Origin of the sequence: Cypionkella sp., from assembly GCF_028290025.1 — a bacterium.
Taxonomy (GTDB): Bacteria; Pseudomonadota; Alphaproteobacteria; order Rhodobacterales; family Rhodobacteraceae; genus Cypionkella.
The window spans coordinates 67298-80337 of sequence record NZ_JAQGKQ010000093.1 but is presented as its reverse complement, the minus strand read 5'-3'; the positions used below and the strand labels follow the sequence as shown (position 1 = coordinate 80337).

Genomic DNA, 13040 nt, shown 5'->3' with positions numbered 1-13040 from the left:
TGATCCGGGGCCTCACCTGTTGCGCAACCCACGAGGCCCCAGATCAAGCCCGGGGCGGCCTAGGCTATAACCCCCGCGCAACAAAGGGCCGCGCCGGACCTCGGGAGGACGCGCCAACAGTCATTCTGCACACTTAATCCCCCAGCCCCTCCCCCAGAATTTCAACTGGCACCGCCTCAATCGCGCCCTCCCAGCGGGAGGTCAGGCGCGGCCCGGCGGGCTCCGCCCTTGATTCCGGGTAAAGAGGTGCGGTGGAGGTGACGTATGGTTTGGGTTAGGTGCAGATATAGTGTGGCGCAGTTAAAGGACAAAGCCAGTCTTCGCGGCGGTCAATCGAATAGAACTATAAGTCCTGTGCCATAGCAATGCTCACAAACGGGCATTTAAGACCCTTTCGGCTTTATTTAGCCAAGCGAAGCATCCTTCGAGTAAGGTCGCAGGCGCCCAAAGGAGCGCCTGCGAGAGTGTCGCGCACGCTTAGCGTTTTTCCGTTGGAGTAGTAAAAAGGAGATAAACGCGCCCAAGAACAATAATAACCAGCCACCCTGTGAGAGTTTTGACGGGTTAAGGATCGGTAATCCGTTGTCGTTCAAGGCGAACGCTCCGGTTAGGATCGACAAGATAAGCAGGGCTAAGCCAAGGCCAACACATATTTTGACATAGATACTTTGCACTATATGAAACTCCTGTAATATTAAAACAATTTGGAAACCATTCGTTAACGCCAAATTCAATGATCACCAAGGAGTTAATGCAGACTGACCGCAATTAGCGTTCCAAGGTGGCAGTACGGGTTCCCCTCCCAAATTCTCCAGATCCCCTCGATTCGCAAACATAGTTAACGCCCACCACCACCTCAAAAACCAAACCAATCATATGGCCGCTTTCCATACCGAAAATGGCCGCTTTCTGGCTCATTAACCTTTCGTAAAATCACCCATAACAAAGCGATCATAACCCCTTAGCGATCACCGCCCCGTCAACTCCGCCGAAATCCGCACCGGCCCCGCCACGCCCTTTAACTTGGCGCGGTAGATCACCACCCCCTCAGCAACCCGCATCACATAAGTCCGGGTCTCAGAAAACGGGATCATCTCGACCCAATCCACCACATCAACACTGTCCTTCCGAGGATCGCCAAACTGCGTGATCCACTTGCGCGGACGCCCCGGCCCCGCGTTATAGCCCGAGGCCACCAGCGCCACCGATGGCCCAAATTCTTCAATCATATGGCTAAGATAGATCGACCCCATCCGCACGTTAAACGGCGGATCGCTGATCAAACGCCCCGCGCTAGAGGTCTCGCCCAGCCCCTTCGCCACATGCTCCGCCGTAGCGGGCATCACCTGCATCAACCCCCGCGCGCCCGCCTTACTTTGTGCGGCCGGATCAAACTCACTCTCCCGCCGCGAAATCGACAACGCCAACGCCCGACTGACCGCCAGCCCATCCGGCACCATCGCGGGCATCGGATAATACGCCCTCGGCAAAATCACCCCCCGCTCCGCCGCCTGCTTGGCCACTAGCAAAGCGATATGCGGCTCATCCATCCGCAGCGCCAAATCTGCGAGTTGTTCCAAGCCCTTAGCGTCCAGCCCCTCAGCCACTTGCAGGAAAAACCGCTTCGCCGTGGTGCGATCACCAGCCTCAACCAACGCCATCCCCGCCGCCAAAACCGAACTGCCCGCAAACCCCGAAGTCCGCCACCCCGGCGTAGGCTCCCCCACATTTACCAGCGCCGGATCAAGCGGCAGCCCAATCTTCTCGCTCGCCAGCATCCCATAATAAGCCGTCTGATACCGCGCCGCCCGCGCATAAGCCGCCGCCGCCCCGGCCTTATCACCCTTAGCCGCCAGCGCCCGGCCCATCCAATATTCCGCCCGCGCCACCGAGATCGGCGTCGCCACCGCTTCCTTCAAGTGCTTGAAATGCTTGATTGCCGCCTCAGGATCATCCAGCTTCCGCAAAGCGATGAACCCCGCCAGAAACTCCAGATCGACATATTCCGTGCCCTTGGTCAGATGGTGATTTGCCGCCACCCGCAGCGCCAACTTAGGCTCACCCTGCCGCAACAGCACCCGCGCCAAATCCGCCCGCCGCTTCGCCCAAGCCTGCGGATCGCCCAATCCCGCCGCCGTCTTGCTGCGCTCCACTATCAGCGTCGCCGCATCGTCATAGCGATCCGCCCGCATCCGGTAATTGTAGCGATCATAAGCCAGCCCCGGATCGCCCAGCACATCCTTCGGCACCGCATCAACCAAAGCCACCGCCAGCGGACTATCCGCCCGCAACGCTAACCGCGCCCGCGCCAAAGCCTGCCAATTCTGCGAGACCCGAGGGATCATCCGCTCGGCCTCAGACTTACGGCCGCCCTCCCACAGGATGCGATCTAACCGCACCTCATGCGCAACCTCTAGCGCCGGGCCAGCCAAATCAAGCATCGCGGTTTCTTCCGCGACGTCGAATTTCAAATCAACCCAAGCCTGAAACGCCGTCGCTTCGGCATCGCTCGACCGCCCCAAAGCCAGCAAAGCCCGCACCAAAGCCACCGCTCCGGCACCAGTCTTAGGGGCGTGCTTACCGAAATAAGCCACCACCCGCGCCGGATCGGTGGAGCGTGCCGCCGCCGCCTCACCCTTCTCGCGCAGCAAAGCCAACCCCGGCCAATCCGGCCTGCGCGCCAAAAATCCCTCGTAATCCCCCAAGCGGCCCTGCCCATCCCGCAGCCATTGCCACAAGATCACATCGCCCCGCACCGCCCCCGCGCCCTGCGCCGCGGTCAGCGCGACAGGCCAATCATTGCGCTGCGCCGCCTTCAGCGCAGCCGAAAACTCCGCGCCCTGATCAGCGCGCGCCATTGTGGAGGCCAGTAAAGAAACGCCGAGTATGATCGCATGTGCGACCTTGATTATGCTGCTCATGCCCGGATTTTGCCCCAACCCCCGCATTCTCACAACCCAAAACCCCGTTACCCTAGCAATTCGCCGCCTATACTTGGCAAAACGCCGATCCCCGGTTAGGTAGGCAACGCTTACACAGCGGCGATTCCACATCGCCCTTCAGAGGAGACGCGCACCATGATCAAAGGGTCAATTCCCGCACTGGTTACGCCGTTCAAGAACGGTGAACTTGATCTGGTGACGCTGAAGAAGCTGGTCGAGTGGCACATTGCCGAAGGTTCCGCGGGCCTCGTTCCAGTCGGCACCACCGGCGAAAGCCCGACGCTTTCCCACGAGGAGCACCAGAAAGTCATCGAAGTCGTGGTGCAAACTGTCGCTGGCCGCGTGCCGGTGATTGCTGGTGCTGGGTCGAACAACACCTCGGAAGGCATTTCGCTGATCCGCTTTGCCGAGAAAGTCGGCGCCGATGCCGCCCTTGTGGTGACGCCCTATTACAACCGCCCGACCCAAGCCGGCCTGATCGCACACTTCACTGCGCTGCATGATGCGTGCCAACTGCCGATCATCATCTACAATATCCCCGGCCGCTCGGTCGTCGATATGTCGCCCGATACGATGGGCGAACTGGCGAAACTGCCGCGTATCATTGGGGTGAAAGATGCCACCGGCAAGATTGAGCGTGTCTCAATGCAGCGCGCCACTTGCGGCACTGACTTCATCCAACTGTCGGGTGAAGACGCCACCGCTTTGGGCTTCAACGCCCATGGCGGAATTGGATGTATAAGTGTCACCGCCAATGTAGCCCCGCGTCTGTGTGCCGAGTTCCAAGCGGCCACCTTGGCGGGCGATTACGCCAAGGCACTGCAATTCCAAGATAAACTTATGCCGCTACACGAGGCGATCTTCCTTGAGCCCGGTCTGGTTGGCGCGAAATACGGCCTGTCGCTGCTCGGTCTATGCGCCGAGGAAGTGCGCCTGCCGCTGGTTGGCCTCACCGATCCGACGAAAGCCCGCATCAAATCCGCCATGCAGCACGCCGGGCTGATTTAAACCACTAAAGGCTTTCGCATTGGCCAAAATATCCCCGCCGGAGGCTCCTTAGGCCGCGCCAGAAACCTCCGGCCGGGATTTTTCAGCCAAGGTGAATAGAAAGACCCGTCAGTAATGACCCCCAACCTGCGCGGCAGCCTGTTCATGACCGTCTCAATGGCAGGTTTCGCGGTCGAGGATGCTTTCCTGAAAGCCGCCAGCCGATCCATTCCAGTTGGCGAAGCCATACTAATCATGGGCCTGATCGGCATCGGCGTGTTCTCCAGCCTCGCGATCCGTGCGGGCCACCCGCCAATTCCGGCTGCGATGTTCACCCGCACCATGGCGCTGCGCTCGGGGTTTGAGATCACCGGGCGGCTGTTCTACGCCTTGGCGATTGCACTGACGCCGCTTTCCATCGCCTCCGCAATCCTGCAAGCCACGCCTTTGGTGGTGGTGTTGGGCGCTGCGGTAATCTTTGGCGAGAAGGTTGACCTAAAGCGTTGGCTGTTGATCCTGCTCGGTTTTATCGGCGTTCTGATTATCCTACGCCCCGGAGTTTCCGGCTTTTCCGCGCTGTCGCTGCTGGCCCTGATCGCGATGATTGGCTTTGCTGGCCGCGATCTTGCCACAAGGGCCGCACCCCCGGCTCTGTCGAATGCTCAGTTAGGCGTCACTGGCTTTATAATGCTGGCGCTGTCTGGCCTGATTATCACACTTGTCACCGGACGCACCGCGATGCCCGATCTGCACACGATGGGCGTGCTGATCTGCGGTGCCGTTTTCGGCATTGCCGGCTATGCCGCACTTACCGCCGCGATGCGCAGTGGCGAAATCGGAGTGGTCACACCGTTCCGCTACACCCGCCTGCTGTTCGCGATGATCCTCGGCGTCGCGGTGTTTGGCGAGCGTCCAGATGCCCCGACCCTGTTCGGCTCGGCCATCATCGTCGCTTGCGGCGTGATCATCCTGAGCCAGAACCGTCGCCGCCGCTGATTTCAGCGCCGCGTTACTGGACTCTGCCCCAGCGAACCCCTATTTCCAGCGCATAATGGTAGAAAAATCCGACCCAAACTCCAAACTGATCGCCGAAAATCGGCGTGCTCGCTTCGATTTCGCCATCGAGTGGGATCTTGAGGCCGGCATTATGCTGCACGGCTCGGAAGTGAAGTCGCTGCGCAAAGGTGGCTCGAATATCGCCGAAAGCTACGCCAATGTTGAAGGCTCCGAGCTGTGGCTGATCAACGGCTACATCGCGCCTTATATGCAAGCCGTGATGTTCCCGCATGAGGAGCGTCGGCGTCGTAAGCTGTTGGTTTCCAAAAAGGAACTGTCGCGGCTGTGGAATGCAGTCGGGCGTGAAGGCATGACCATCGTGCCGCTGAAAATGTATTTCAACGAACGCGGCATGGTGAAGATTAAACTGGGTGTGGCCAAGGGCAAAAAGCAGGCCGACAAGCGCGCCACCAGCGCCAAGCGCGACTGGGATATCCAGAAGTCGCGCATTATGAAGCAGGGTATGAAGGGCAACTACTGACCGCCTGCTTCCCCCGAGAGCGGCTAGTTTCCCGCATATTTCCCCCTATCCGGTATCCTGCCTTGGGTTCAGACAAGCCCGCGAGGTGTCACGCCAAAACGGCGGGCCTATGTAGGGAACGAGTATCATGGATATGAATCTGATCATCCAACTGATCGCTGGCGCTTTGGGCGGTAACGCGGCTGGGGCTTTGTTGAAAAACCTCAACCTCGGCACGCTGGGCAATTCGATTGTCGGCATTCTAGGCGGCGGTCTGGGCGGTCAAATTCTGGCAGCACCCGGTGGCGCAGGCGCGACTGTCGCCAGCACCGGCAGCACTGATATTGGCTCGATCATCGGCTCGATCGCTTCGGGCGGCGTTGGTGGCGGTGTGCTGATGGCGATCATTGGCGCGATCAAGACCGCATTGGCGAAACGCTAATATTATTGCGCGGGCACGCATCGCCTTGCCCGCGCTCTCTTGTTTGCGGCGGCTCATCGGTTTAATTGCAACGGCATCCCTTGCCCGTAATGCCCGAGAGGAGCCGACGATGACCCCCTCTGCTGCCGATGATCCAAAAACGCTGGTCAGCACCAGCTGGCTTGCCGCGCATATCAAAGATCCCGACCTGCGGCTGATTGATGCCAGTTGGTATCTGCCCGACGCGGGCCGCAACGCGCGTGCCGAATACCTTGCCGCCCATATCCCCGGCGCGCGGTTTTTCGACATTGACGAGCTCACCGACCACCGCTCCAGCCTGCCCCACATGGCACCGCCGCCCGAGAAATTCATCTCGCGCCTGCGTGCTATGGGCATTGGCGATGGGCACCAGGTGGTGATCTACGACGGCTCTGGTCTGTTTTCGGCCGCCCGGGTGTGGTGGACGTTCCGGTTGATGGGCAAGACCGACGTGGCCGTGCTTGACGGCGGTTTGCCGAAATGGCGCGCCGAGGGCCGTGAGATTGAGGATATGGCGCCGATCGTGCGTGACCGCCACATGACCGTCAGCCGCCAGAATAACCTCGTGAAAGATGTCACCCAAGTCGCCCATGCCGCCAAACTGGGTGAGGCCGAGATCATCGACGCCCGCTCTGCCCCCCGCTTCCAAGGCGAAGTGGCCGAGCCACGTCCCGGCCTGCGTTCCGGCCACATTCCCGGCGCGAAAAACGTGCCCTACAGCACGCTTCTGAACGCCGATGGCACGATGAAAACGCCCGCCGATCTGCGGAGCGTGTTCGAGGCCGCAGGCGTAAACCTCGCAAAACCGGCGATCACTTCTTGCGGTTCAGGCGTGACGGCGGCGATCCTGAGCCTTGCCTTGGAACGTATCGGCCACCGCAACCATGCGCTTTATGACGGCTCTTGGGCCGAATGGGGCATGTATGACGATCTCGCGGTCGAAAAAGGCCCGCAGGCGTAGGACTGCAATCTGAAGGATAACTTGCTAATGTTAGAGACCCTGAACCCACAGCCGCAGGACAAAATACTGCAACTCATTCAGATGCACAAGGATGATCCTCGGAGTGACAAAATCGACCTCGGTGTCGGCGTCTACAAGGATGCCACTGGCCTGACCCCGGTGATGCGCGCGGTGAAAGCGGCTGAGAAAAAGCTGTGGGAGGTTGAAAAAACCAAGACCTACACCGGGCTTGCGGGCGATCCTGCTTACAATGCCGCGATGGTTAAGATGATCTTGGGCGATGGCTACGCTGACCGCGCCGCTTCGGTGGCTACTCCGGGCGGCACCGGGGCAATCCGTCAGGCGCTGGAGCTGATCAAGCTCGCCTCGCCAACCGCGACCGTCTGGCTGTCGAACCCAACTTGGCCGAACCATCCGTCAATCATCAAATACCTCGGCATGAAAATGGCCGAATACCGCTATTTCGATGCTGAAACCCGTGGCATCGACTTTGCTGGATTGCTCGAAGACTTGGCCCGCGTGCAAGCAGGCGACGCGGTGCTGCTGCATGGCTGTTGCCACAACCCAACCGGCGCGAACCTAACCGCCGATCAGTGGGCGCAGGTCGCGAAACTGCTGCTGGCGAAGGGTGCAATTCCATTTGTTGACCTTGCTTATCAAGGCTTCGGCGACGGGCTGGAAGAGGACGCGGCCGCCACGCGGATGATCGCCAACGCCTTCCCAGAAGTGCTGATCGCCGCGTCCTGCAGCAAAAACTTCGGCATCTACCGTGAGCGCACTGGCATCCTGATCGCTCTTGGTGATCCTGCCCGCCGCGCCGTCACCCAAGGCAACCTGAACTTCCTCAACCGCCAAAACTACAGCTTCCCGCCCGATCATGGCGCGCGGCTGGTGACGATGATCTTGGAAGATGATGACCTATGTGCCGACTGGAAGGCGGAGCTTGAGGAAGTCCGCCTAAACATGCTGACCCTTCGTCAAAGCCTCGCTGATGAGTTGCGCCGCGCCACCAATTCGGATCGGTTCGACTTTGTCGCCACCCATCGCGGCATGTTCTCGCGGCTCGGTCTGACCGAAGCGCAGGTCAATTCCCTGCGCGAGCACAATGGCATTTACATGGTCGGTGACAGCCGGATCAACATCGCCGGGCTGAATGCTAAAACAGTGCCGATCCTCGCCGCAGCCATCGCGAAACTCACCGCGTAAACGGAAATCTCAAAACTTCCGCACGCAATCTACTTAGAAAATCGGCCCGCCAAATAGAAAAACGGCCCGCAGGGGGAGGATCCTGCGGGCCGTTCTCTTTTCAACCTTCGGCGGGGAGGAACCGCCGAAGGTTGCCGTTATCAGCCGTGATAAGCAGCTTCACCATGCGACGCCAGATCAAGACCCTGACGCTCGGTGTCAGCATCCACACGCAGGCCGATGGTCATATCCACCAGTTTGTAGATGATGAACGAAATCACACCGGACCAAACCAAAGTGATCGCGACAGCTTCGATCTGAATCCAAGTCTGCGCTGCAATCGAATAGTCGTCGCCTTTGACGCCGCCCAGCGAACCTGCCGAGAACACACCCGTCAGGATCGCACCGATGATACCACCAACGCCGTGGATACCAAACACATCAAGGCTATCGTCATACTGCAGCTTGTTTTTCACCACGGTGACGAAGAAGTAGCAGCCGAACACCGCAATCACGCCCAGAGCAATCGCGCCCATCGGACCAATCGTGCCACAAGCCGGGGTAATCGCAACCAGACCGGTCACCATACCCGAAGCCGCACCCAGCATTGACGCTTTGCCGCGTTGAATGCCTTCCAACAGCGACCAAGCCAGCGTAGCCGCAGCGGTAGCCAAGAAGGTGTTGATCATTGCCAAGGTAGCGCCGCCGTTGGCTTCCAAGTTAGAGCCTACGTTGAAGCCAAACCAACCAACCCAAAGCATCGAAGCGCCGATCATGGTCATCACCATCGAATGTGGTGCCATGTTTTCTTTGCCGTAACCGACCCGTTTGCCGATCACCAAGCAACCAACCAAAGCAGCAATACCAGCGTTGATGTGCACAACCGTGCCGCCAGCAAAGTCAATCGCACCCATGACGTAAATCAGGCCGGACACGTCCCAAACCATGTGGGCAATCGGGAAGTAAACGAAGGTGACCCAAAGCGCGCAGAATGCCAGAACAGCGGTGAACTTCACGCGTTCCGCGAAAGCACCGATGATCAGGCCGGGAGTGATTGCCGCAAAGGTCATCTGGAAGGCGATGAACAGATATTCCGGGATGACATAGCCAGCCGAGAACGTGGCCGCCATCGTGTCAGGCTTGATGCCTGCCAAGAACAGCTTGGCCGTGCCACCCCAGTAAGGCGAGGTGCCGCCGCCGAAGGTTACCGAATAGCCGTAGATCACCCAGATCACCATGACGAGGCAGGCGATCAACGTGGTCTGCATCAGCACCGACAGCATGTTCTTGCTGCGCACCAAGCCGCCGTAGAACAGCGCGAGGCCGGGGATTGTCATAAACAACACCAGCACGGTCGAGGTCATCATCCACGCCACGTCACCCTTGTCCATCACCGGGGCAGCCGCTTCAACAACCGCCTCCACGACAGGGGCGGTAGCATCCGTGGCTGTTTGCGCCAAAGCGGGCAAAGCCGCCATGATCGCTGCCGCAGAAAGTCCTAATTTTTTCAGCATGTTATGTCCCCTCTCACAGCGCATCGTCATCGACGTCGCCGGTGCGCACCCGCAAGGCGCTCTCCACATTCAACACGAAAATCTTGCCGTCACCGATCTTGCCGGTGCGGGCGGTCTTGGTGATCGCCTCGACAACAGTATCGGCCAGCGCATCGGTCACCACGATCTCCAGCCGCATTTTCGGCACGAAGTTCACCGCATATTCTGCACCGCGGTAGATTTCGGTATGGCCCGACTGCATGCCGAAACCCTTGATTTCTGTCACCATCATACCCTGCACACCGATCGCGGTCAGCGCTTCGCGGACCTCGTCCAGCTTGTAGGGCTTAATGGCGGCTATGATCATTTTCACGGTGCACCCCTATGTTTCCCAAGGCCGTTCGCGACCCTCATTGCCGATCAGGCGGCGTTCGCAGGTACAGCACAAGTTTTCGACGGCGTAAAAATTGGGCGCAGCGGGCATTTGCACAAATTTTAATCTCTTGCGTCATTCATCGCCATAATTTTAAGCGGCAAGGAACCGCGAATCGGCAGCGCCATCACTTCGCATTCCAAGCTGAACCGGGTAGAGTGGGTAAAACCGCTTAAAAGGGCACAAACAGGCATGGCGACTTCGGGCAGAGGCGGCAAATCACTGGTGGCAGACCGCCGCTATATCGCGCAAAAAGTAGCAGGCACCACCGGCGGGCGCGGCACACCACCGCCAAAGAAACCAGCAGCGCGCAAAGCCGCCCCGCGCCGTCAGGGCAACATCCTGACGCGGTTTGTGACGGGCATCTGGCGGATCATCTGGGGCACGTTCTGGCGCGTAGGCGCTGTCTGCATCATGGTGCTGGCTGGCATCGTATTTTACTTCTATCAGCAACTCCCCCCAGTCGCCGATCTGCTCGACGGTCGCGCCAAAGGCTCGGTCACTCTGCTTGATCGCAACGACACCGTATTCGCGTGGCGGGGTGAGACTTTTGGCGGCCAGATCACCGCCGACACCGTCTCGCCCTACCTCCTGCACGCGGTTGTCGCGACCGAGGATAAGCGGTTCTACCAACACTTCGGCGTCAGCCCGCGCGGCATTGCCTCTGCCATCAGCATCAACTTAGCCGCTGGTCGTGGTCCGCTGGAAGGCAACGGCGGGTCTACCATCACCCAACAAGTCGCGAAACTGCTATGCCTCGGCGTGCCTTACAACGCGAGCCAATGGAAATCCGAAACCGCTTACGAGGCCGATTGTCGGTCAGGTGGAGTCACCCGCAAGCTGAAGGAAATCCCCTACTCCATTGCGATGGAAGCGAAATATACCAAAGAAGAAATCCTGACGATCTATTTCAACCGCGCTTATCTCGGTGCAGGTGCGCGTGGCTTTGAAGCCGCCGCCCAGCGTTATTTCGGCATTTCCGCCAATCAGGTTAACCCGGCCCAAGCCGCCATGCTCGCGGGCCTGCTGAAAGCGCCGTCGAAATACGCGCCCACCAACAACCTGAAACGCGCACAAGACCGCGCCAATGTCATCATCGACCTGATGGCGGAGCAGGGCTATCTGACGCCCGAGGAAGCCGCCGATGCCCGCGCGCATCCGGCGCAACTATCTGACGCGGCGCAGACCAAATCGGGCGGGTTCTTTGCCGACTGGGTGATGGAAACTGCGCCGGACTTTTTGACCTCGACCACCACCGAAGACGTTCTGATGCGCACCACGCTTGATCAAAAGCTGCAGCGCGATGCCGAGGAAGCCCTCGCTTGGGTGTTCGACAACAAGGTTGCCAAAGGCTCCAAAGCACAGGCCGCAATCGTGGTGATGAGCGCGGACGGTGCCGTGCGCGCCATGGTGGGCGGGCGCAAAACCGAAAATGCCGGAGCGTTTAACCGCGCGACGCAAGCCTCGCGCCAGACCGGATCATCGTTCAAGCCTTTCGTCTATGCCGCAGCCCTTGATCTCGGTTGGTCGCCGTCTGACTATGTCGAAGACGTGCCGCTGACCCTCAACATCCCCGGCTCTGGCAAGTGGACGCCCGACAACTATGACCACAAATTCAAGGGCTTGATCACCTTAACGCAAGCCTTGGAAGAAAGCCGCAACATCCCCGCCGTGCGTGTGTCAGAAGCGGTCGGGCGCGATGCTGTTGCGGCCATTGCCAAAGGTTTTGGCATCCAATCTGACCTCGCCGCAGGGCCAGCACTGGCTTTGGGCGCTTCTGAATCAACGTTAATTGAGATGACGGGCGCCTATGCCGGCATCCTCAACGGTGGCTCGGCAGTGACCCCCTACGGACTTGTTGAGTTGAAACTCAAAGGCGAAGACGAAAGCCTGATGGGCGCAGGCGGCGGTATTGGCGAGCGGGTAATCTCCGAAACCGCCGCCAAATTGCTTACCTTCATGATGGCTAAGGTTGTCGAAAGTGGCACCGGCACCAAGGCTCGCCTTGATGGCCGCCCGGCTGCTGGCAAAACCGGCACCACCTCTGCTGCGCGTGACGCTTGGTTCATCGGCTTCACCGCCGATTACGTTGCGGGCGTCTGGATCGGCTACGATGACAACACGCCCTTGAAGGGCGTCACTGGTGGCGGTCTGCCCGCCGAAATCTGGCATGAGGTGATGACGCGCGTTGAAGACGGCGTGCCTGTGACCGAACTTCCGCTGATCATTCCAGAGTACCGCAACCCGCCAAATGCGGCCACTGCGTCTAACCAGCCCGTCGATCCGAATGCAGAGTTTCCGCAAGACCCGATCTTCCAAGAACAATCGTCGGAACCGTCTGTGCCGATGATGAACCCCAGCGATGATCAGGTCGAGGCTTTGCTGAAAGACATTCTCAAGGGTGACAACCAGTAGCGGGCGCGGCGCTTGCCTGAATGCAGTGCGTTGGCTATCATGGCTTTGTCTAAAACAGGTAAGGTCGGGAAGGTTGGCCCGACCCCGCGTCGCGGTCCTTCCGTTACGAAAAGTAGCGGCCCAAGACTATCAAGGCGTCCGCATCACGCGGATGCCGATAGCAAGGGTATGAACATGAAACCTCGGATTTCAATGATAACGCTCGGCGTTTCCGATTTGGAACGCGCACTTACCTTCTATCGTGACGGCCTCGGCCTTGCGACCGAAGGCATCGTCGGCCGCGAATTTGAACACGGCGCGGTGGCGTTTTTCGATCTGTCGGGCGGGTTGAAGCTGGCGATCTGGGCACAAGACAACATTGCGCATGATACCGGCCTCACCAAGCAGCCAATCAGTCCTACCGCGTTTACCGTTGCACAAAATGTGTTGAGCCGTGACGAAGTTGACTCGGTTCTCGCAACGGCTCAACGCGCCGGTGGAGTGATCGTCAAACCCGCGCAAGACACCTTCTACGGCGGCTATGCGGGCTATTTCCAAGACCCGGACGGCCATCTGTGGGAAATCGCCTTTAATCCAGCGATGCTGCCTGACAGCTAATCCCGCGCGCGCAAAGAAAAAGGCGCTCCCAAATACGGGAGCGCCTTTGCC

11 protein-coding genes are annotated in these 13040 nt (G+C 59.2%); 8 read left to right on the top strand and 3 right to left on the bottom strand.

Annotated features, from left to right (window positions below; all coding sequences use genetic code 11):
* Positions 1-968: 968 nt before the first annotated feature.
* A complete protein-coding gene (locus tag JWS10_RS16890) occupies positions 969-2921 on the bottom strand; it encodes a lytic transglycosylase domain-containing protein (RefSeq protein ID WP_299508989.1) in 1953 nt (650 codons plus the stop codon).
* 156 nt (positions 2922-3077) lie between these two features.
* Between JWS10_RS16890 and dapA the strand changes: the two genes are divergently transcribed.
* From dapA to JWS10_RS16860, 6 genes are all read left to right on the top strand, one after another.
* On the top strand, positions 3078-3950 hold the full coding sequence (dapA, locus tag JWS10_RS16885) for a 4-hydroxy-tetrahydrodipicolinate synthase (RefSeq protein ID WP_299508988.1): 873 nt from the start codon (positions 3078-3080) through the stop codon (positions 3948-3950).
* Positions 3951-4064: 114 nt separating this feature from the next.
* Complete coding sequence (locus JWS10_RS16880; protein WP_299508987.1) at positions 4065-4925, top strand: DMT family transporter; 861 nt, start codon at positions 4065-4067, stop codon at positions 4923-4925.
* A 55-nt stretch (positions 4926-4980) separates the two neighbouring features.
* A complete protein-coding gene (gene smpB / locus JWS10_RS16875; protein ID WP_299481797.1) occupies positions 4981-5466 on the top strand; it encodes an SsrA-binding protein SmpB in 486 nt (161 codons plus the stop codon).
* A gap of 127 nt (positions 5467-5593) precedes the next feature.
* Positions 5594-5887, top strand: coding sequence for a hypothetical protein (locus JWS10_RS16870; RefSeq protein ID WP_299508986.1), 294 nt, complete (start codon positions 5594-5596; stop codon positions 5885-5887).
* A 109-nt stretch (positions 5888-5996) separates the two neighbouring features.
* Positions 5997-6866: a 3-mercaptopyruvate sulfurtransferase gene (gene sseA, locus JWS10_RS16865; protein WP_299508985.1), complete on the top strand. Its 870-nt coding sequence runs from the start codon at positions 5997-5999 to the stop codon at positions 6864-6866.
* A 27-nt stretch (positions 6867-6893) separates the two neighbouring features.
* A complete protein-coding gene (locus JWS10_RS16860; protein ID WP_299508984.1) occupies positions 6894-8072 on the top strand; it encodes an amino acid aminotransferase in 1179 nt (392 codons plus the stop codon).
* Positions 8073-8212: 140 nt separating this feature from the next.
* On the opposite strand, the gene JWS10_RS16855 is transcribed toward JWS10_RS16860, so the two are convergent.
* Together JWS10_RS16855 and JWS10_RS16850 are read right to left on the bottom strand one after the other, a co-directional pair.
* Positions 8213-9565, bottom strand: a complete 1353-nt coding sequence (locus tag JWS10_RS16855; RefSeq protein ID WP_299508983.1) for an ammonium transporter — start codon at positions 9563-9565, stop codon at positions 8213-8215.
* A 13-nt stretch (positions 9566-9578) separates the two neighbouring features.
* Positions 9579-9917, bottom strand: a complete 339-nt coding sequence (locus JWS10_RS16850) for a P-II family nitrogen regulator (protein ID WP_299481782.1) — start codon at positions 9915-9917, stop codon at positions 9579-9581.
* 252 nt (positions 9918-10169) lie between these two features.
* Between JWS10_RS16850 and JWS10_RS16845 the strand changes: the two genes are divergently transcribed.
* Positions 10170-12392 carry a transglycosylase domain-containing protein gene (locus JWS10_RS16845; protein ID WP_299508982.1) on the top strand — a complete coding sequence of 741 codons (2223 nt, stop codon included), beginning with the start codon at positions 10170-10172 and terminating at the stop codon, positions 12390-12392.
* 174 nt (positions 12393-12566) lie between these two features.
* Positions 12567-12989, top strand: a complete 423-nt coding sequence (locus JWS10_RS16840) for a VOC family protein (protein ID WP_299508981.1) — start codon at positions 12567-12569, stop codon at positions 12987-12989.
* Positions 12990-13040 lie beyond the last annotated feature (51 nt).

What these genes read in the sequence shown, in the direction of transcription:
- JWS10_RS16880 (WP_299508987.1), top strand. Translation starts at nt 4,065, where the DNA reads ATGACCCCCAACCTGCGCGGCAGCCTGTTCATGACCGTCTCAATGGCA.
- sseA (WP_299508985.1), top strand. Translation starts at nt 5,997, where the DNA reads ATGACCCCCTCTGCTGCCGATGATCCAAAAACGCTGGTCAGCACCAGC.
- JWS10_RS16870 (WP_299508986.1), top strand. Translation starts at nt 5,594, where the DNA reads ATGGATATGAATCTGATCATCCAACTGATCGCTGGCGCTTTGGGCGGT.
- JWS10_RS16855 (WP_299508983.1), bottom strand. Translation starts at nt 9,565, where the DNA reads ATGCTGAAAAAATTAGGACTTTCTGCGGCAGCGATCATGGCGGCTTTG.
- JWS10_RS16890 (WP_299508989.1), bottom strand. Translation starts at nt 2,921, where the DNA reads ATGAGCAGCATAATCAAGGTCGCACATGCGATCATACTCGGCGTTTCT.
- JWS10_RS16840 (WP_299508981.1), top strand. Translation starts at nt 12,567, where the DNA reads ATGAAACCTCGGATTTCAATGATAACGCTCGGCGTTTCCGATTTGGAA.
- JWS10_RS16860 (WP_299508984.1), top strand. Translation starts at nt 6,894, where the DNA reads ATGTTAGAGACCCTGAACCCACAGCCGCAGGACAAAATACTGCAACTC.
- dapA (WP_299508988.1), top strand. Translation starts at nt 3,078, where the DNA reads ATGATCAAAGGGTCAATTCCCGCACTGGTTACGCCGTTCAAGAACGGT.
- smpB (WP_299481797.1), top strand. Translation starts at nt 4,981, where the DNA reads ATGGTAGAAAAATCCGACCCAAACTCCAAACTGATCGCCGAAAATCGG.
- JWS10_RS16845 (WP_299508982.1), top strand. Translation starts at nt 10,170, where the DNA reads ATGGCGACTTCGGGCAGAGGCGGCAAATCACTGGTGGCAGACCGCCGC.